Annotated in this window: 19 protein-coding genes; 7 read left to right on the top strand and 12 right to left on the bottom strand. The window is 66.3% G+C overall.

Annotation, left to right across the window (positions count from 1 at the left end; all coding sequences use genetic code 11):
• Position 1 precedes the first annotated feature (1 nt).
• Positions 2-823, bottom strand: coding sequence for a mycofactocin-coupled SDR family oxidoreductase (locus tag MNAB215_RS25155; protein WP_077081201.1), 822 nt, complete (start codon positions 821-823; stop codon positions 2-4).
• 42 nt (positions 824-865) lie between these two features.
• Positions 866-1,756: an SDR family NAD(P)-dependent oxidoreductase gene (locus tag MNAB215_RS25150; protein ID WP_077081200.1), complete on the bottom strand. Its 891-nt coding sequence runs from the start codon at positions 1,754-1,756 to the stop codon at positions 866-868.
• Between the two features lie 132 nt (positions 1,757-1,888).
• On the opposite strand from MNAB215_RS25150, the gene MNAB215_RS25145 reads away from it, so the two are divergent.
• From MNAB215_RS25145 to MNAB215_RS25130, 4 genes are read left to right on the top strand one after another with little or no spacing between them, the layout of a single operon-like run.
• A complete protein-coding gene (locus MNAB215_RS25145) occupies positions 1,889-2,332 on the top strand; it encodes a nuclear transport factor 2 family protein (protein ID WP_077081199.1) in 444 nt (147 codons plus the stop codon).
• 23 nt (positions 2,333-2,355) lie between these two features.
• The gene (locus MNAB215_RS25140) at positions 2,356-3,564 is read left to right on the top strand and encodes a sulfotransferase family protein (RefSeq protein ID WP_077081198.1); all 1,209 of its coding nucleotides are present in this window, start codon (positions 2,356-2,358) and stop codon (positions 3,562-3,564) included.
• 10 nt (positions 3,565-3,574) lie between these two features.
• Positions 3,575-4,819 carry a hypothetical protein gene (locus MNAB215_RS25135; RefSeq protein ID WP_077081197.1) on the top strand — a complete coding sequence of 415 codons (1,245 nt, stop codon included), beginning with the start codon at positions 3,575-3,577 and terminating at the stop codon, positions 4,817-4,819.
• 2 nt (positions 4,820-4,821) lie between these two features.
• On the top strand, positions 4,822-5,652 hold the full coding sequence (locus tag MNAB215_RS25130) for an oxidoreductase (protein ID WP_077081196.1): 831 nt from the start codon (positions 4,822-4,824) through the stop codon (positions 5,650-5,652).
• Here the strand turns inward: MNAB215_RS25130 and MNAB215_RS25125 are convergent, their stop codons facing one another.
• On the bottom strand, positions 5,653-6,075 hold the full coding sequence (locus MNAB215_RS25125) for a hypothetical protein (RefSeq protein WP_077081195.1): 423 nt from the start codon (positions 6,073-6,075) through the stop codon (positions 5,653-5,655).
• A gap of 93 nt (positions 6,076-6,168) precedes the next feature.
• Here MNAB215_RS25125 and MNAB215_RS25120 point away from each other — a divergent pair, with 93 nt between their 5' ends.
• Complete coding sequence (locus MNAB215_RS25120) at positions 6,169-6,858, top strand: PadR family transcriptional regulator (protein WP_077081194.1); 690 nt, start codon at positions 6,169-6,171, stop codon at positions 6,856-6,858.
• Between the two features lie 51 nt (positions 6,859-6,909).
• Here the strand turns inward: MNAB215_RS25120 and MNAB215_RS25115 are convergent, their stop codons facing one another.
• A complete protein-coding gene (locus MNAB215_RS25115) occupies positions 6,910-8,598 on the bottom strand; it encodes a 3-ketosteroid-delta-1-dehydrogenase (protein WP_077081193.1) in 1,689 nt (562 codons plus the stop codon).
• Between the two features lie 101 nt (positions 8,599-8,699).
• Here MNAB215_RS25115 and MNAB215_RS25110 point away from each other — a divergent pair, with 101 nt between their 5' ends.
• Positions 8,700-9,845 (top strand): 3-ketosteroid-9-alpha-monooxygenase, oxygenase component, encoded by a 1,146-nt coding sequence (locus tag MNAB215_RS25110; RefSeq protein ID WP_077082316.1) that lies wholly within the window; start codon positions 8,700-8,702, stop codon positions 9,843-9,845.
• Positions 9,846-9,889: 44 nt separating this feature from the next.
• A complete protein-coding gene (locus tag MNAB215_RS25105; RefSeq protein WP_077082317.1) occupies positions 9,890-10,180 on the top strand; it encodes a ferredoxin in 291 nt (96 codons plus the stop codon).
• On the opposite strand, the gene MNAB215_RS25100 is transcribed toward MNAB215_RS25105, so the two are convergent.
• The 8 genes from MNAB215_RS25100 to MNAB215_RS25065 form a co-directional block, all read right to left on the bottom strand.
• On the bottom strand, positions 10,149-10,376 hold the full coding sequence (locus MNAB215_RS25100) for a hypothetical protein (protein ID WP_077081192.1): 228 nt from the start codon (positions 10,374-10,376) through the stop codon (positions 10,149-10,151). The two genes, MNAB215_RS25105 and MNAB215_RS25100, sit on opposite strands and share 32 nt — an antisense overlap.
• 181 nt (positions 10,377-10,557) lie before the next feature.
• Complete coding sequence (locus MNAB215_RS25095) at positions 10,558-11,394, bottom strand: SDR family NAD(P)-dependent oxidoreductase (protein WP_077081191.1); 837 nt, start codon at positions 11,392-11,394, stop codon at positions 10,558-10,560.
• Positions 11,391-12,212 carry an IclR family transcriptional regulator gene (locus MNAB215_RS25090; RefSeq protein WP_077081190.1) on the bottom strand — a complete coding sequence of 274 codons (822 nt, stop codon included), beginning with the start codon at positions 12,210-12,212 and terminating at the stop codon, positions 11,391-11,393. Before MNAB215_RS25090 ends, MNAB215_RS25095 begins: the two co-directional genes overlap by 4 nt.
• A gap of 159 nt (positions 12,213-12,371) precedes the next feature.
• Positions 12,372-13,841: an FAD-dependent oxidoreductase gene (locus MNAB215_RS25085; protein ID WP_077081189.1), complete on the bottom strand. Its 1,470-nt coding sequence runs from the start codon at positions 13,839-13,841 to the stop codon at positions 12,372-12,374.
• Between the two features lie 78 nt (positions 13,842-13,919).
• Positions 13,920-14,828, bottom strand: coding sequence for a biphenyl-2,3-diol 1,2-dioxygenase (bphC, locus tag MNAB215_RS25080; RefSeq protein WP_077081188.1), 909 nt, complete (start codon positions 14,826-14,828; stop codon positions 13,920-13,922).
• Positions 14,829-14,845: 17 nt separating this feature from the next.
• Positions 14,846-16,030 carry an acyl-CoA dehydrogenase family protein gene (locus tag MNAB215_RS25075; protein WP_077081187.1) on the bottom strand — a complete coding sequence of 395 codons (1,185 nt, stop codon included), beginning with the start codon at positions 16,028-16,030 and terminating at the stop codon, positions 14,846-14,848.
• A 34-nt stretch (positions 16,031-16,064) separates the two neighbouring features.
• Complete coding sequence (locus tag MNAB215_RS25070) at positions 16,065-16,949, bottom strand: alpha/beta fold hydrolase (protein WP_425436505.1); 885 nt, start codon at positions 16,947-16,949, stop codon at positions 16,065-16,067.
• Between the two features lie 149 nt (positions 16,950-17,098).
• Positions 17,099-17,572: a nuclear transport factor 2 family protein gene (locus MNAB215_RS25065; protein ID WP_077081186.1), complete on the bottom strand. Its 474-nt coding sequence runs from the start codon at positions 17,570-17,572 to the stop codon at positions 17,099-17,101.
• Between the last annotated feature and the right edge of the window lie 49 nt (positions 17,573-17,621).

Genomic DNA, 17,621 nt, shown 5'->3' with positions numbered 1-17,621 from the left:
GCTACATGACCAGGTGGCCAGCGTCGACGGGTAGCGCCACCCCGGTCACGTAGCGCGCCCTGGGACTGACGAGCCACAGCACCGCCTCGGTGACATCCTGGGGTTCGACCAACGGCACCCCGGGAAGCAGCATCTGCGAGACGGCCGGGTTCGGATTCTCCATCATCCGGTTCACCACGAAATCGTTGAGAATCATCGGGGTGGTTACCCCACTCGGGTGTACCGAGTTGACCCGAATACTGTGTTGCGCGAACGCATTCGCCGCCGAACGCATCAGGCCCAGCACGCCGTGCTTGGACGCGGCGTAGGCGAACATCGCGGCGCTGCCGTCACCGCCTTTACCGGTCAGGCCTTGCGACGAACTGATCAACACGACCGAGCCGCCCCGACCCTTGCGGACAATTGACGGCACCGTGGCCAGGATGGTGTGCCACACGCCCTTGAGGTTGGTGTCGACGATCGTGTTGAACACCGGTTCGGACCGGGTTTCCGTGTCGCCGATCGCCACCACCCCGGCGTTGGCGATGACGATGTCAATCTCGCCGAGGGCATCGATGCCGGCCTGCACGGCGCCGTCCAGCTGCGCCAGGTCGCGGACATCGGCGATGACGGGCACCGCCCCGCGGCCCGCGGCGTGGACCAACCGCACCGTCTCGTCGAGATCGGCCTTGGTCGCCAGCGCGTACGGAATCGCATCGATGTCCGCGCAGATGTCGACAGCGATGATGTCGGCGCCCTGCTCGGCGAGTGCGACGGCGTGGCTACGGCCCTGCCCGCGGGCGGCGCCGGTGACCACGGCAACCGTGTTATCGAGTTCACCCATGACGGGCAACGTACCTGTCGGCGAGGCGCCGCTGGACGACGGCTACACCGACAGCGTCGTGCCGGTCTCTTTTTCGGCGAACGCCACCAGACGCGCGGCGACGTCGTAGTCGGAGGCCAGCACGGAGCGACCGATCAGCGCCGGGGCGCCACGAAGACCGAGCCTGCCGCTCACCCCGACAAAACTGCCTGGCGGCACGGGCTCGCTGATGCAGTACAGCGTGGGCACCGCACCCTCGTCGTTACTGTTGCCCAATCGCTCAGCCAAACCCTGGACGGCCCTGTGCGACAACGACATCAGCGTCGAATCGGACACATGCGACAAGTTTGAGGCGACCCAGCCGGGGTGGGTGAGCTGGGTGACGACCGGCGAACCGGCCACCCGCAAGCGGCGATCCAGTTCGAGCCCCCACAACATCACCGCAAGCTTCGACGTCGCATAGGCGCCCAGCCTCGTCCACTTGGTGTGGCGCGCGTGCATGTCGTCGAGGCGCAGGGTCGCCGACTTGTGGGCGTCGGAACCGACGTTGATGATCTGTGAGCGGACCCGGGGCAACAGCAGGTTGGTCAAGGCGAAAGGCCCGAGCAGATTGGTGCCGAGTGTCATCTCGAACCCGTCGACCGTGTCGGCACGGTGGTTGGTGATCGCGCCGGCGTTGTTGATCAGGATGTCGACGTGCCCATCGATCAGCGTCGGGAAGGCGCGCACCGACGACAGGTCGGCCAGATCGAGCTTCACCACGGTGGTCGAGCCGCCGATCTCCGCGGCACGTTGCCTGCCGAGCTCGACGTTGCGCACCGCCAGAATGACGTCGGCACCGGCCTTGGTGAGGGCGCGCGCGGTGCCCAGCCCCACGCCGTTGGTCGCGCCAGTCACGATGATTCGCTTGCCGGTCAAGTCGCCGAGTCGCATCGGCGTCCAAGGTGAGGTCACGGCGACCAGACTAATCGGCCATTCGAGCCAAAATGAATGTAAGTTCGGTCAACTCTGCCACTATTGTTTGCGACGCGGCAGCAGCCACCGGCATCCAACGGAGGAAAACCGAGTTCATGCGGGGTTTTCGAGATGAGTGATAGTGCAGTAGAAATCACCAACCTGCTCTACACCTACGCTGAGCTGCTCGACGGCGGCGACATGGACGCGGTGGCCGGGCTTTTCGAGCATGGCCGCATCTGCGGGATGGAGGACGGGCCGCCGGAGACGGTGTTCAGCGGATCCGCCGGGGTGCGGAAGATGTACGAGATGGCCACCCGGATCTACGAGGATGGCACCCCGAAGACCAAGCACCTCACCAGCAATGTGCAGCTCCACATCGACGAGGCCGCGGGAACCGCGCGCAGCACGTCGTACTACTGCGTCACGCAGGCGACTCCCGAACTGCCGCTGCAGGTCATCGTCACCGGGCACTACAAAGACACGTTTCAGCGCCTGGACGGCGTGTGGTGGTTCGACACCCGCATCATGTTCGTCGACCAGACCGGCGACCTCAGCCACCACCTGAAGTTCTGACGTCGTCGCAAGGATTCGACCCGGTGGAACCCTCGAGCGCCTTCGATGTCGCTACCGTGCTCGCCGATGCCCAGCGCAAGGAAGCGCTCACCGATTGGGGCCCCGGCGAATTCGAACACGCCCTCACGCTGCTCCTGGACGATTACGCCGGCGCGGATCTCAACGTCATCGGTATCCACATCGTGCGTTCCGGCCTCGTGCACAGCCTGCGGATGCGGCTTCGTGCCCAGGAATGGATCCGGCGGCACCCGGACATCCTGGACGAGCGCATCGCCGCGCCGGTCGTCGTGGTCGGGATGATGCGCAGCGGGACCACGCTGCTGCAGCGGCTGCTGGCGGCCGATCCGCGGTTCAACTGTGCCTACGGCTGGGAAGTGGTCGAGGTCGCGCCGCGGCTCGATTACGAGTTCACCGGCTCCGACATCAGTGATCCGCGCATCGCGATCAGCGAAGCGCGCGAGGCGAAATCCCGTGAATTGGCACCGGAGCTGTTCGCCATTCATCCGATGTACGCGCGCGAAGCCGAGGAGGAGATCGTCTTCCTCGCCGACGCATTTCTGTCGCACGTCCCCGAATCCGGTGCCAACCTTCCCGCCTACCGGTCCTGGCTCGACGATCAGGACTTCAGCCCCGCCTACGAATACCTGCACCGCATGCTGCAATTCCTGCAGTGGCAGAAGCGGCAAAGATGTCCGGCGGGGGACCCGCAGGCGCAGCGCTGGGTGCTCAAATCGCCGGCTCATCTGGGCTATTTGGACCTGCTGCGGGTCCAGTTGCCCGACCTGCACGTTGTGCACATGCACCGCGACCCGCGGACCACGATCGCTTCCGGTGCCAGCTTGAACGCGACGCTGCACGCAATGCATGCCGACGCCGTCGACCTGCACCGGGTGGGCGCGCAATGGCTGCAGCGGATGGGCTGGACCAATGACCGCGCAATGGCGACCCGCGACGACTGGGCGTCAGCGGATGGCGGGGAAACCAGCCTGGTCACCGACATCGCGTTCGACGATGCCGTCGCCGACCCGATCGGCCAGGTGGCTCGTGTCTACGACGCCATTGGCCTGCCCCTGACGGCCGCAGCGGAAAACGCGATGCGCGATTGGCTCGACGTGCGGCCCCGGGAGGCCCCTCGCCCGCCGTACGGACTGGACACCTACGGCCTGCGCCCCGAGCAGGTCGACGAGCGATTCGCGTTGTACAACAAGCGTTTCCGAAATTACGACCAGTAAGGAACATTTGATGCTTGATGACCCCGTCTCGACGGAATCCCAGCGCGAACAGGAACTCGCGGCCCTGGAACTCATCGAACACCCCACGATCAAGGCGGCGTACCGCACCGTGGGAGAGACCTGGCTGGGGCGGGCCAAGGCGTCGGACGCGATGCGCGAGCGGTTCGACGAATCCTTCGCCGAGGTGATGTTCTCGGCGGCGGTGTGGTCGTCCAATCAGGACAAGCTGCGGCCGAAGATCACGTGCATCACCCGGCTCGGGCATCGGGTCGACGGCCGCCAAATCCCCGGATCACGTTGGGGTATCGACAATCCCGACAGCGTCTACCGGGTGATCCCGATCTCCGGCGACGAACGCTACGAGATCCGCGGCCGGGTCGGCGAGCACCGGATGACCGAGAACTACTTCACGCTGTGGGATGCCCACATGGGCACCGTCGACGTGCTCAACGGGCGCACCATGCAGGTCGATTCCGACGGCAGCTTCACCATCACCGTCGACTCCAAGCCCGCCGACGGACGGCCGAACCACGTGCAGACCTCGCCCGAGGCGCACGAGTTCTACATCCGCGACGTGCTGCTGGACTGGGGCCGTGACGACCCCAATCATCTTGAGGTGCAGCGACTCGGCGGCCCGCCGGCCACGCCCGCACGCACGCTCGACGAGCAGGCCGAGGCGACGGCGGCGATGATGGCCTACTTTGCCGACTTCACCGGCAAGCTCAGCCACGGCGTGTACAAGATGCCGGCCAACCACTTCAACCTCGCGTGGTCGGCCGACAAGGTCGGCGCGATGCGCAATCAGGTGTATGTGATGGGCCGCTTCGATCTCGCGCCGGGCGAGGCTTTCGTGGTCGACCTCAATGATGGTGGCGCGGAATACTTTACGGTGCCGCTCAGCAACATTTGGGGGACCACGCTGGATATCTGCGACCGCACCGGTAGCCTCAACAAGGCTCAGTCGGTGCCCAACGACGACGGCACGTACACCTACGTGATCGCGCCGGACGATCCCGGTGTGGCGAATTGGATCGACTCCGACGGCCTGCGCGAAGGCATTCTGACGTTGCGTATGGCGGAGTTTGGCGAGGCAGGTCCCCGCGAAGACCTCGGCGCCCGCGGCCGGGTCGTCCAACTGGACCGGCTCGAGGCCGAGGTGCCGGGCCTGCGCCGGGTCAGCGTCGCGGAGCGGTCGGCCGAACTCGCCCGTCGACGCAAGGCATATTTGCGGCGCCTTCCGGAAGGGACGATCTAGCCGTGGCCCGCTGGCTCATCACCGGATGCTCAACCGGCTTTGGGCGCGAGATCGCCCGCGCCGCTTTGGAAGCCGGCCACAGCGTGGTGGTGACCGCGCGCCGGGTCGACGCGGTGGCCGATCTCGCGGACGAATTCGGAGACCGGGCCATCGCCGTGGCACTGGACGTGACGGACGCCGCTCAGATCGCGGCGGCGGTGTCGGCGGCCGACGAGTCGTTCGGCGGGATCGACGTCCTGGTCAACAACGCCGGTCACGGCTACCTGTCCTCCGTGGAAGAGGGCGAGGATGCCGAGGTTCGAAAGCTGTTCGACGTCAACTACTTCGGCGCCGTAGACATGATCAAGGCGGTGCTACCCGCGATGCGTGCCCGCGGCGCCGGCCACATCATCAACATCTCCTCGATGACCGGCCTGGTGGCCAACCCGCCCAACGCCTACTACTCGTCGACCAAGTTCGCGCTGGAGGCGGTGACCGAAGCGCTCGCGACCGAGGTGCGCCCCTTGGGCATCAAGGTGATTGCCATCGAGCCGGGCGCCTTCCGTACCGACTGGGCCACGCGATCGATGAAGGAATCGAGCAGCCCGATAGCCGACTACGCCGACGTGGCAGCGCGCAAGGATCTGATCAAGCAGTTCGCCGACCACCTGCCGGGCGACCCGAAAAAGGTGGCCGAGGCGGTGCTGATGGTGACGACGCTCGACGAGCCACCGCTGCGGCTACTGCTGGGCCGCGACGTACTCAAGGCGATGCGCGACAAGATCGCGGCGATGTCGGCGTCGATCGAAGAGTGGAAGTCCGTCACAAAGGACGTGAATTTCCCCACCGCGTGATTACGGGACCTTGACGATTCCCGAGCTGGAGATCGCGAAGCCGCTGCCCGACGACACGGTACACGTCAACCCGTTGACCTCCGACCGGCAGCCGAACGGACCTAAGCCGACGGATTCGCCGTAGGGCAGCGTGGCCTGGCCCAAACCGGGGTTGCCCATACAGCTTTGACCGTTGCAAATCGTGTAGGTCCCCGTGGCGTCCATGTGCGCGGACTGCGCCAGCTGCGGGGTATTGATCTGGCAATACGTTGAATCGGGGATGCCACCGCGTTGGTAATCGATCTCGCAGCTGATCGCGTGCGAGGGGGAGTAGAAGGAACACACCTGATCGGAGGAGCAGAACTGGTTGTCCGCGTGGGCCGAGGGCGCCGCAATCACGCCCACTGCGACAACAGCCGATGGCACGACCCGTAGCGCGATCATCTCGCCCCCTCCGTGACCTGACGGCCGACGATTGCGTCCCGGCCAGCGGTCAGTGTGACACAAAGACTTCGCCGGGGTTGTTAACCTGGCGAAATGGACTCCGAAACGGACCCTGTCAGCGACAAGTTGTCCAAGGCAACGCTCGCCGCCACGAGCTGGACGTTGCTGGGCATGATGTCGTACGAGGAAGAAGTGTCGGGTTACGACCTGAAGAAATGGATCGATTGGAGCGTCGACCTCTATTACTGGAGCCCCTCGTACAGCCAGATCTATACGGAGCTGAAAAAACTTGAGGTGCTGGGGCTGGTGAGCTCGCGGGTGGAGCGCGACGAAGGCACCCGCAGCCGCCGGCTCTACAAGATCACCCCGGCCGGCATGGATGCCGTGACCGAGTGGACCAACCACGCGCCCGTGGACGCGCCGGTGCTCAAGCACAGTGTGCTGCTGCGCGTTACGTTCGGCCACCTCAGCAACCCGAACCGGCTCAAGGAATTACTGCAGGAGCATGTGGCGTCCTCGGAGGCCAAGCACCGCAAGGCCATCGAGGACGCCGACGGTGCCGAAGCCGAACCCGCGTGGGCATACTCGGTGCTCGCATTGCGTTGGGCCGCAAAGTATTACGCCGCTGAGCGGGAGTTCGCCCTGGAGATGATCAAGGAGATCGACGAGGCCGACGCTGTTCTGCAGAAGGCACCGAAGGGCGGTTACGGCAAACCCCGCACGACGCCAGGCTATTGGCGCGAGATCGAGAAGCAGGTCGAGGCCAAGCGCGAGGCCAACTAACTTGACGGTGGCGAGCCGCTTAGCCCGGCTCCGCCGACCTCGCGATCGCCACTAGCCCGCCGCGTCGCGGGCCGCGATGTAGCCGTACACCAGACCTTGCGCGATCGTCGCGCCCGCGCCGGGATATGTCGTGCCGAACGCGTTCGCCGCGGTGTTGCCGATCGCGTACAGGCCGGCGATCACCCCCCCGTCTTCGCGCAGCACGCGAGCGCGTTCGTCGGTCGTCAGCCCGCCGCAGGTACCCAGGTCGCTCAGCACCATTCTCACGGCGTAGAAGGGTCCCTTGACCAGCGGACGCAGGTTGGGGTTCGGCGTGATCGTCGGGTCACCGTAGTAGCGGTCGTAGGCGCTGCGACCCCGCCCGAAGTCGGGATCCTCACCGGCCGAGGCGATTTGGTTGAAGCGCGTCATCGTCGCGAAGAACTCCGAGACCGGCACACCCATCTGCGCCCCGAGCTCGTCGAGTCGGTCGGCCCGCACCGCGATGCCCGCGTCGTACCAGCTCTTCGGGATGCGCATCCGCGGAAAGAGTTCGGCGCCAAAGACGTAACTGTTGCGGTATTGCTGATCGAAGACGATCCACATGGCATCGACCCGGGTGCCCGCGCGCTCCAGCTCGAGTAGCCGCTGACCGAAGGACATGTAGTCCGTCGACTCGTTGGCGAATCGGCGGCCGTGCTGGTTCACGATCAGGCAGCCCGGTAGTGACCGTTCGGCCAGCATCACCGCGGGCGCCTTGCCGGGCAGGGGCGCGATGGCGGGAAACCACCACGCCTGGTCCATCAAATCGATGCCGGCCCCGACTTCCTGGCCCGCACGGAGCCCGTCGCCGGTATTGGAGTCGGCGCCAAGGCTCAGGTTGGCGCCCAGCGACTCGGACTGATATTTCCACCGCAGGTCCATGCTGTGGTCGAAACCGCCGGTGGCCAGCACCACCCCGCGCCGAGCCGTGATCGACACCTCGCGCCCGTCATGGTCGACCGTGGCCCCGGTCACTCGCTCGCCATCGCGGTCGAGGCGCAGCAGCCGGGTGTCGGTCCAGACCGGGATGCCGGCGCGCAGAGCACCCGCGAACAGCCCGGCCATCAGCCCCTGACCGCCCGCCGCGTAATGCCGGCCCAGCAATCGGCCGCCCAATCCCTGCGTGATCCGCTTGGCAAATGTCGGTATGCCCTTGCGCGGCACCCGGGCCACCAGGTTCATCCACCGGTAGTCAGCACCCGTCGTCGGTATCGAGACGGCGGGTTCCAGCACGCCGGGCCGCAGGCGAGTGCGATAGGCGCCAAGGATCGACGTGTCCAGCGGGTGGCATTCGCAGGTGCGGCCCGCTGCGCTGCCGCCGGGTTCTTCGGGGTGGTAGTCCGAATAGTCGCGGGCCCAGAACAACCTGAGCGGAGTCGTCCGGAGCAGCATGTCGACCGTCGCGGACACCTGGCCGACGAAGGCGGCCGATCGCTGTGCGGGTGCCGAGCCGGCGACCACGGCGTCCAGGTAGGTGGTGGCGCTTTCGGCCGTGTCGTTCGCGCCCCGCAGCACGCTGCCGGGCAACCACAGCGCGCCGCCGGAGCGGGCGGTCGAGCCGCCCACCTGGGACGACTTCTCCACGATCAGCACCGTCAGCCCGAGTTCATGGGCGGCCAGCGCCGCGGCCATGCCGGTACCCGAGCCGACCACCAGCAGGTCGACGCAGGTGTCGGCGACGGACAGACCGGCCGGGATGGTCGCGCCGCGTCCAGTCACGCGAAGAACGCTATGCCGCTGCGGTGCGGTGCGGGAACGGCCGTCCTGATGAGTGGAACAGGCGCTCCCGCAATCCCGGCGACAAGCGTTAAATCATGATGATGACAGCGCAGTCCGAGGTCGACGAAGTTCGGCTCATTGAAGCCCAGGCCGCCCCCACGCGGTTCGCCCGCGGCTGGCACTGCTTAGGCCTGATCAGAGATTTCGCGGACGGCAAGCCGCACGCCATCAACGCGTTTGGCCACAAGCTTGTCGTGTTCAGCAGCGGACCGCCCGGCGAGGGCAGCCTCAGTGTGCTCGACGCCTACTGCCGGCACATGGGAGGTGACCTTTCGGAAGGTGAGGTCAAGGGCGACGAGATCGCCTGCCCCTTCCACGATTGGCGCTGGGGCGGCGACGGGCGATGCAAGCAGGTGCCCTACAGCAGGCGCACGCCGAAAACGGCGCGCACCAAGGCCTGGACCACGCTGCAACAGGACGGCATGTTGTTCGTGTGGAACGACCCCGAGGGCAACCCGCCGGCGGCGGACGTGACGATCCCTCGTATCGAGGGCGCGACCAGCGACGAGTGGACCGACTGGCACTGGTACACCACGGTCGTGCAGAGCAACTGCCGCGAGATCATCGACAACGTCGTCGATATGGCGCACTTCTATTACATCCACGGCGCGCTTCCGACCTACTTCAAGAACATCTTCGAGGGTCCCGTCGCGACGCAGTACATGAACGGCGAGGGCCGCCCCGACATGGCCGGCACCGAAGGCTCGCAGATGCTGGGCAATACCTCCGTTGCGTCCTACTATGGCCCCTCGTTCATGATCGACGACCTGACCTACCACTACCAGTACGGCGACGCCCAATCGGTCCTCATCAATTGTCACTACCCGATCGACGCGAATTCCTTTGTGCTGCAATACGGCATCATCGTCAAGAAGTCCGAGGCGCTGCCGGGCGACGAGGCGATGCGCACGGCGATCACGCTGGGCGACTACATCAAGCTCGGCTTCGAGCAGGACGTCCAGATCTGGCGGCACAAGGCGCGCATCGACAATCCGCTCCTAGTCGAGGAGGACGGCCCGGTCTACCAGCTGCGTCGCTGGTATCAGCAGTTCTACGTCGACGTCGCGGATGTGCAGCCAGACATGGTGGACCGCTTCGAGTTTGAGCTCGACACCACCCGCCCCCACGAGGCGTGGATGCAAGAGGTCAGGGCCAACATGGCTGCTCAGGCGGCAGGCGCCGGGTGACGTCGGTGGAAGTGCCGCTCAGGCAAGACAATCGCCTCGACGAGATGCCGATGATGCCCGTCGCGTGCCGCACCTGCGGTGCCCAGGTGCTGGCCCGCAAGAGCAGTTGGAACCAGACCAGCGTCCAGTGGAATGCCGACGCGACGGCCCGGTGCGCCGAGCGTCGGGACGCAGAGAAGATCTCCGCGCACGCCGGCAGGGCAGTGTTCCTGGTGTGCTCGGCGCTCAGCGGGTCGATCTTCGACGCGGTGCGCCACGGCGACCTGTCCGTCGTCGACGAGGCGACGCTCGACTCGGGCGGCGTCAGTCCCGCATGCTTCCCTCGCTCCTCATAAACAGAGCAATGCCGCCGAGCATGACGGCCAGTACGAGGCCTATGAGGTCGGTGTGGGTGGGCTGGTGGGTGCTCATGTCGAGCACGGTGATCGCGAGGGTGGCGACCAGGATGATGGCGAAGATCAGGCCGGTGTAGCGAATCGGTGCAATGAGCAGGAGGACAAGCCCGACGACTGCAATGAACAACGAGACCATCAGATCCCCCTCCGGGCTTCACGCTCTACCAATTTCGCCTCCTCATCTCAGCGCCTGGCCGCCAGACTACGACATTCTGCGGCACGTCCAGCGGGAAAACTGACGTATTGGTGCAACGAGACCGGCCGGAGGTGCCTAACGATGTGCCCTGTCCCAGTCAGGCGCTCATGGCGGATGTGACTCAGCGCCGCTTCAGCAGCGGCGGCAGTTGCGCGGCAAGCACATTCGCCCGGTCGGCCATCGCCACGGCGACCGACGGCTCGGTCAGCAGATAGAACCGGCCCTCGGCGGCCTGTTCGAAGATTCGCGCGGCGGCCGTCATGGCATCCTGCGCCCCGGCCTTGACGGCGAGCATCGCCGAGCGCTGTTGGTCGGCGACCGCGGCATCGCTGCCCTCGGCCGGGTCCACGCCGCCCGCCGACTCGAAGATGTTGGACACCACCGCCGCCGGGAGTACGGCCTGCACGTGAATGTGGTGGCCGTGTCCGGCCGACTCGACATCCAGCCGCAGGCATTCCGTCAGCGCGAGCACCGCGTGCTTGCTGGCGATGTAGGCCCCCTGCAATGGAGCCGCCAACACCCCGCCCACCGACGACAGGTTCCATACCCAGGCGTGCTCGTCGGAGGTCATCATCTGCGGCAGAAATGCCCGGACGCCATAGAACACTCCGCTGATGTTGATGTCGACGACGCGATGCCAATTGGCCACCGGTGTGTCCCACAGATATCCGAACTGTTCGATGCCCGCGTTGTTCACCAAAAGCCGCACCGGGCCAACGTCGCGATAGGTGCGGTCGGCGAGCTGGGAGACCGCGACCGGGTTGCGCACGTCGCACACGACCGCAACCGCGGAGCCCCCGGATGCTGTGATTTCGCCGCGCAGCACCTCGATCGCATCGCCGTCGATGTCGGCCAGCACCACGGTCATGCCCAATTGGCCTGCCTGGCGCGCCAATCCGGCACCGATGCCCGAACCGGCGCCGGTGATGACCGCAACGCCCCCGGAGAATGGATTCACGCGTACTGCACAGTGGCTCGCGGCTCAGGCCGCGAAGGCCGCAGTGCCCGCAGCGGCTGCAACGTGGGGGCGACCCGCTGGGGGCCGTCCTCGACGTTGCGCCAGATCGCCATCGCGGTCATCCGGACCGGAGCGGTCAGTCGCTGATCGAACATCATCCGGTTCAGCGGGCCACACACCGACACCGCGGCGACTGCTTCACCCGAGCTGCCGATAGGCGCTGCGACACAACCGAATCCGAGCATCGACTCCTCGCGTTCGAACGCGACACCGTGGGCGCGCACCTTGGCCAACTCGACGGCCAGTTGCGAACTGCTCGCGATGGAGTACCTGGTCTTGCGCACCTGCAAGTCCACCTCCGCATCCGGCTCGGCGTAGGCCAGAATCGCCTTGCCGACCGCGGTGCAGTGCGCGGGCTGGCGGGCGCCGACCCGGGTGGGAAACGTCGGGTCGCCGATCTTCTCCAGGTAGACGACGTCGGGCCCATCGAGGGCGGCCAGGTGTACGACGAGTCCGGTGGCACGGTGCAATTCGCAGAGCAGCGGGGCGGCGGCCCGCACCAGCCGGTCCTGCTGGACGGCCAGCGAACCCAGCTCGACCAGGCGCATCCCCAGCTCGTAATCGCGACCGCTGCGCCGCAGCCAGCGCAGCTGGACCAGGCGCTCGAGCATCCGATGCGCCGAGGAGCGGGGCAGGCCGGTGCGACGCACGATTTGGGCGAGGGTGAGCCGCCCCGGTCCGTCGAACGCATCAAGGACCAGGGCGATGCGGTCGATGACCGCCGTGGGGGTCTCGGCGGGTGCAACGGCCTGTGACATGGGTCCTCCAACGCTGCGGTATGTCGGGCTGACATATTCCTATTAGGAATATCCCGTTTGTACCACACCGCTGTGGCGGCTGTCACACGGCGCTGGCGAATGGAGGAGTCCGCGAATCTAACCGCACCGCGAAACATCGGGCTGGCGTTCGCAGTGGAGTTAGGCTCGCGCGCTGGCGGCGGCCCGGCCGGCGCGGCGGCCGTAGAAACTGCCGTCGCCCAGCGAGACCCCGCTCGCGTAACCCCAGGCGGCGAGGCCAGCCGTCGAACGGCCCGCGGCGAAGAGCCCGGGGATGGGTTCACCGTTGACGTGCAGCACCTCGGCGTTCAGCGTGGTGTGCAGGCCGCCCAACGTGAAGCCGCCGGTGTTCTCCCGCAGATCGATCGCACCGATCGGGGAGCCGATCGGCCGGAGCCACTCGGTCTTCTTGTGCAGCAACGGATCTTCGCCGCGCGCGGCACCCTCGTTGTAGGCGGCAACGGTGGCCTGCAGCGAACCGGGCGCCAGTCCGATGTCGCGCTCCAGGTCCGCCACATTGTCGGCCACCCAGGTCGGCTGCCGAAGCATGAATTTGGGCGACCAGGAGTCCATCGCCTCTTCCTGGGCATCGTTGTCGATGATCAGGTAGGCGGTGTTGTCTTGGTGGTACAGCGTGAGCTGGCCGATGCGGCCCGGGTAGGTGTCCTCGGCGACGTAGCGCTGACCGCGTCCGTTGACCAGGATCCCGCGCATCAGCTGTTGCGGATCGATGAAGATCGCGACCTCGGTGGCATCCATGTGGGCCAGATCGGCGCCCAGCGCCTGCGCCATCCGGATCGCCTGCCCGTCGTGCTGCTCGATCGACGCGGCCGGGCGTCCGGCGATGCGTGGTGCGTAGCGCGCCACCATCGCGTCGTTGTAGGCGAAGCTTCCGGTCGCTAGCACAATCCCGCGGCGCGCCCGTATTGCCATCTCGGTGCCGTATTGGCGGGCCCGCATACCGACCACCCGGCCGTCGGGATCCACGATCAGCGACTGCACCCGCACGTCGTAGAGCGCCCGCGCTCCGGCCGCGGTCGCCGTCTCGACGAGCGGCTTCATCAGCATGTAGCCCGCGCTGGCCTCGCCCTGCTTCTTGTTCGACATCTGCGGCACGTGCCCGCGCGGGGCGGGAGTGGCAATGGTGTTGAACGGGTATGCGTTTTCGCCGCCGCTGTACATCAGGCCCTGGTCGCCCATCGGTTCCCAACCGGGCTCGGAGAAGAACTCCGCCTTGAACGGCACGCCGCAGCTGACCAGCCAGTCGAAGTGGGCGACGCTGCCGGCGCAGTAATCGGCGATCCGGGCCGCATCGGCCCCAGGGCCCATCGCGACATTGAGAAAGGCTGCCATGTTGTCGACGGAATCGTCGAAGCCGCAAGCCTTTTGCAGCCCAGTACCGCCACCCAGATAGATGAACCCGCCGGCCATCGCCGCGGCGCCGCCCCATGATCCCGTGCGCTCGACCACCAGGACGTCGGCGCCGGAGCGGGCCGCTTCGACCGCGGCAGCGGCGCCGGCCACTCCGTAGCCGGCGATGACGACGTCGGCCTCGTGGTCCCACCGCGTAATCGAGGATGCCTGGACCGGCGTGACGTCGGCTTCGGGCATTTGGCGCGTCATAGTCATACGACCGAGTCCGGCATTTGGGGCGTCATAGTCGTACGGCCGAGTCAGGCATTTGGGGCGTCATAGTCGCATGGCGGCAGGCATTTCACCGATCCACTGGTGGCCCCAGTAGCTGTCGGCGGTGATTTCCTCTGCGGTGTAATAGGTTTCGTCTACCCGCATGCCGTCGGTGCCGAATTCGATGTCCCAATCGCCGGGCGCCCGGACATAGAAGGAGATCATCTTGTCGTTGGTGTGGCGCCCCAGCGTGGAGGACAGTTGGAAGCCCTCGGCGTTCACGCGGTCCAGCGCCTGACCCACGGCGTCGAGATCGTCGACCTCGACCATGATGTGCACCAGGCGGGGGTCACGCTGGTGCGCGGCGGGAACAATCGCCAGGCTGTGGTGGCGCTCGTTGATGCCAAGGAAGCGAACCCGCACGGGGCCGAATTCTTTCGGCAGTGGCACCCGGAACGCGCCGCGGGACCTGAAACCCAGGACCTCGGTGTAGAAGTCGAACTGTCCGTTGGGATCCGTCGCCGGCACGACGACGTGGCCCAGCCCCTGATCGCCGGTGACGAATTTCGCACCGAACGGGGTGACGACCGGGCTGTGGTCGAGCACCGGACCGTGAAACACCTCGAGGGTGGTGCCGGCCGGGTCCTCGAAGGTGATCACCTCTTCCACCCGTCGGGCCTCGGCGTCCTCGGCGGACAGTTGCTTGAACGGCACTCCGGCGCCGTCCAGGGTGGCCTTGACCCGTTGCAGGGCCCGGCGGTCGCGCACTTCCCAACCGACGGTGAGCACCCGGTCGCTCTCGCCGGGGACGACGATGAGCCGGGCCGCGCGCTCGTCCATCCGCAGATACAGTGCGGACTCGTCGGGGCCCTTGCCTTCGGCGAAACCGAGAACGCCGAAGGCGAACTGCCGCCAACGGTCAATATCGCTGGTCGAAATAGTAATGTAGCCAAGGCTTTTCAGGTCGCTCACGGTTCAGGCCGTCCTGCTCAGATCAGGGCCCGCAACGGGCCTTCGGGCGGCTCGACGCCCAGCGAACTCAGCGCCGACGCGTGATACGTCGAGCCGGGCACATGGATCGCATGCATCTGGCCGACATGCACGTCGCGCCAATACCGCTGCAGCGGCTTGTCCATCCGCGAAGCGTTGCCGCCCGAGCGGGCGAAGATGTCGTCGACCGCCGACACCGCGCGCCACACCGCGCGAACCTGGGTGCGGCGACCGGCCGCGCGATCGGCGAACGACATCTCCTTGCCTGCGGCGACCATGTCGTAGATCCGGTCTGCGTTGGCCAGCAGCTCCTGGCGGGCGGCGTTGATGTCGGCCGCGGCCTCGCCGACCGCGTACATGACGTAAGGGTCATCCTTGATCGCGGTCCCGGTGGCGCCGACACGCTCCCGCTGATAGTCCAGGTGGGCGGCGAGCGCGCCCTCGGCGATGCCGATCGTGGCCGCGGAGATACCCAGCGGGAACATCGACGACCACGGCATCAGATACAGCGGCTCGGTCATGCCGGCTTCGCGCTGGGCGGTCCCGTCCATCACCTTCGTCGCATCCATGGTCCGGTAGGTCGGGACGAACGCGTCCTTGACGATGACGTCCTTGGAGCCAGTTCCGCGCAACCCCACCACATTCCACGAGTCTTCGACGATCTCGTAGTCCTTGCGCGGCAGGATCATGTGCAGCATGCGGGGCGGCATTATCGGGATGCCCTTTTGGTCGGCGAGCATCGCGCCCAGGATGATCCAGTCGCAGTGATCGGTGCCCGAGCTGAACTGCCAGCGGCCGTTGAAGATGTAGCCGCCGTCGACGGGCTTGGCCACCCCTTGCGGCGCGTAGGGGGAGGCCATCCAGGTGTCGACGTCGTCGGCCCAGATCTCCGCGGACACTTTGGGATCCGCGTAGGCCAGCTGGTAGGGGTGCACGCCCACCACACCGACGATCCAGCCGGCGGCCGGATCCAGTGCGGCGGTGGCCATCACCGTCTCGGCGAACTCCCGCGGATGGGCCTCGAAGCCCTGGTACTGCTTGGTCTGCAGCAGCCGAATGTGGCCGGCGTGCTTCATGAGCTTGACCGTGTCGTCGGTGAGCCGGCCGATGCGCTCGGCTTCGGCGGCCTGATCGCGCAGTTGATCGGCCAGCGCGACTGTTCGGTCGAGTACCCGGTCGCTCATGTCGTTGTCCTTACCTGAGTGGGCTAGTGATGGACTAGTTGCGGGAGAGGAAGCCGAGCACCGTGCTCTCGAAGGCCGCTTTGGCCTCGATCATCGCCCAGTGTCCGGAGTTGGGGAATATGTGGAGTTCGGCGTTGGGGATCGTCCGCATCGGGATGAGGGCCATGTCAGGCGGGCTGACCCGGTCGTCCCGGCCCCACGTCAGCAGGGTGGGTGCCTTGACCTTGTGCATGACGGCCCACGGCAACGGGCGATCGGATGCGCTCATCATGGCGTTCATGCCGGCGAACGCTTCCTTGCCGTACATGCGCCGCGCCGCGGCCAGGGTCACCGGATCGGTTGCCAGCTGCCAGCGTTCCTCGATGAGTTCGTCGGTGACCAGCGACTGGTCGTAGACCATCGATTTGAGCCAGTCGACGAGCCGTTGCCGAGTCGGGTCCTCGACGAATTCCTGCAGCAGCCGGATGCCCTCACTCGGGCTGGCGCTGAAGATGTTGGTGCCGATGCCCCCGATGGTCACCAGGTGGTCGATGCGGTCCGGATTCTGGATGGCGAAATTGATCCCGACGCCACCACCCATCGAGTTGCCCACGATGTGTGCCTTGTCGACGTCGAGTGCGTCCAGGAAAGGCGGCACAGCGCCGAATGCGGTGACCATCGGGTGGCCGCCGAAGTCGTCGGTGACACCGAAGCCGGGGAATTCCAGGATCAGGCAGCGGAAGTGCTCGGCGAACGTGGGCAGGATCCCGCGGAAGTTGCGCCATCCGGTGACGCCGGGGCCGGAGCCGTGTAGGAACAGCAGCACCGGGCTGGACTGCGTACCGCAGTCGTAGTAGCGCAAAGCGCCCTTCGGGGTATCGATTTCACGCAGGTCTTGCTCGACGACGGTCGCGTCAGAGGTGTTGGCCACGGACCTCACCCTGCCATGTTGGTCAGGCCACGGGGAACGGTGTTCCGCTGATCGGGATCCCGGCTACCGACGACGGTGTTGCGGGCCCGGCGCCGGCCGGCCGGCAGTCGGGACGCGGTGTTCAACGCCACGAACGAAAATGGCCTTCCGGCAAGGGCTCAGCTACGTGGTGCCTGTCGCGCCATAGTCGACTCCGGGGACGCCCAGTCGGTCGATACCTTCCGATACTTGATAAGCCAGGTGTCCCCGTCGGGCACCAGAATGTCGCGATAGCGTCCGAAATGGTCGAGCCCGATGTGGGTGAACACGGTGAAATAACACGACACCTGCGCCCGGTCGGGGGAGACGGAGTTGAACAGCAGGTTGGCAACGTTGTGGCGGACGATCGGCCGGATCCGGGCATTGGCGGTGGCGGTGGCGTTGACGTCGACGGCGATCTTGTCGGTGACACCGCCGAGGAACGCGACGATCTCGGATCGACCGTGCAGCGGAACCGCACCGCGTATCTCGAGAACACCGTCTGGGCAGAATGTTTCGGCGAGCCCGTCGATTTTCCCGGCATCGCCGGACCAGTTGTACCGCGCGACGGTGTCCCGAATTTGCTCACGGGCGACCAATTCCCATATCTCCATCGGCGCGACTCCTCATCTCCGACGGCCGGCGTATCGCCTAGCACCCTAG

This window comes from Mycobacterium numidiamassiliense (assembly GCF_900157365.1).
GTDB lineage: Bacteria > Actinomycetota > Actinomycetes > Mycobacteriales > Mycobacteriaceae > Mycobacterium > Mycobacterium numidiamassiliense.
Note: the sequence above shows the minus strand (reverse complement) of the source record. Positions and strands in the feature narration are given on the sequence as shown.

Coding starts and splice junctions, on each gene's coding strand:
- MNAB215_RS25155 (WP_077081201.1), bottom strand. CDS start 823: ATGGGTGAACTCGATAACACGGTTGCCGTGGTCACCGGCGCCGCCCGC.
- MNAB215_RS25145 (WP_077081199.1), top strand. CDS start 1,889: ATGAGTGATAGTGCAGTAGAAATCACCAACCTGCTCTACACCTACGCT.
- MNAB215_RS25135 (WP_077081197.1), top strand. CDS start 3,575: ATGCTTGATGACCCCGTCTCGACGGAATCCCAGCGCGAACAGGAACTC.
- MNAB215_RS25125 (WP_077081195.1), bottom strand. CDS start 6,075: ATGATCGCGCTACGGGTCGTGCCATCGGCTGTTGTCGCAGTGGGCGTG.
- MNAB215_RS25120 (WP_077081194.1), top strand. CDS start 6,169: ATGGACTCCGAAACGGACCCTGTCAGCGACAAGTTGTCCAAGGCAACG.
- MNAB215_RS25110 (WP_077082316.1), top strand. CDS start 8,700: ATGACAGCGCAGTCCGAGGTCGACGAAGTTCGGCTCATTGAAGCCCAG.
- MNAB215_RS25105 (WP_077082317.1), top strand. CDS start 9,890: ATGCCGATGATGCCCGTCGCGTGCCGCACCTGCGGTGCCCAGGTGCTG.
- MNAB215_RS25100 (WP_077081192.1), bottom strand. CDS start 10,376: ATGGTCTCGTTGTTCATTGCAGTCGTCGGGCTTGTCCTCCTGCTCATT.
- MNAB215_RS25090 (WP_077081190.1), bottom strand. CDS start 12,212: ATGTCACAGGCCGTTGCACCCGCCGAGACCCCCACGGCGGTCATCGAC.
- MNAB215_RS25085 (WP_077081189.1), bottom strand. CDS start 13,841: ATGCCCGAAGCCGACGTCACGCCGGTCCAGGCATCCTCGATTACGCGG.
- MNAB215_RS25075 (WP_077081187.1), bottom strand. CDS start 16,030: ATGAGCGACCGGGTACTCGACCGAACAGTCGCGCTGGCCGATCAACTG.
- MNAB215_RS25065 (WP_077081186.1), bottom strand. CDS start 17,572: ATGGAGATATGGGAATTGGTCGCCCGTGAGCAAATTCGGGACACCGTC.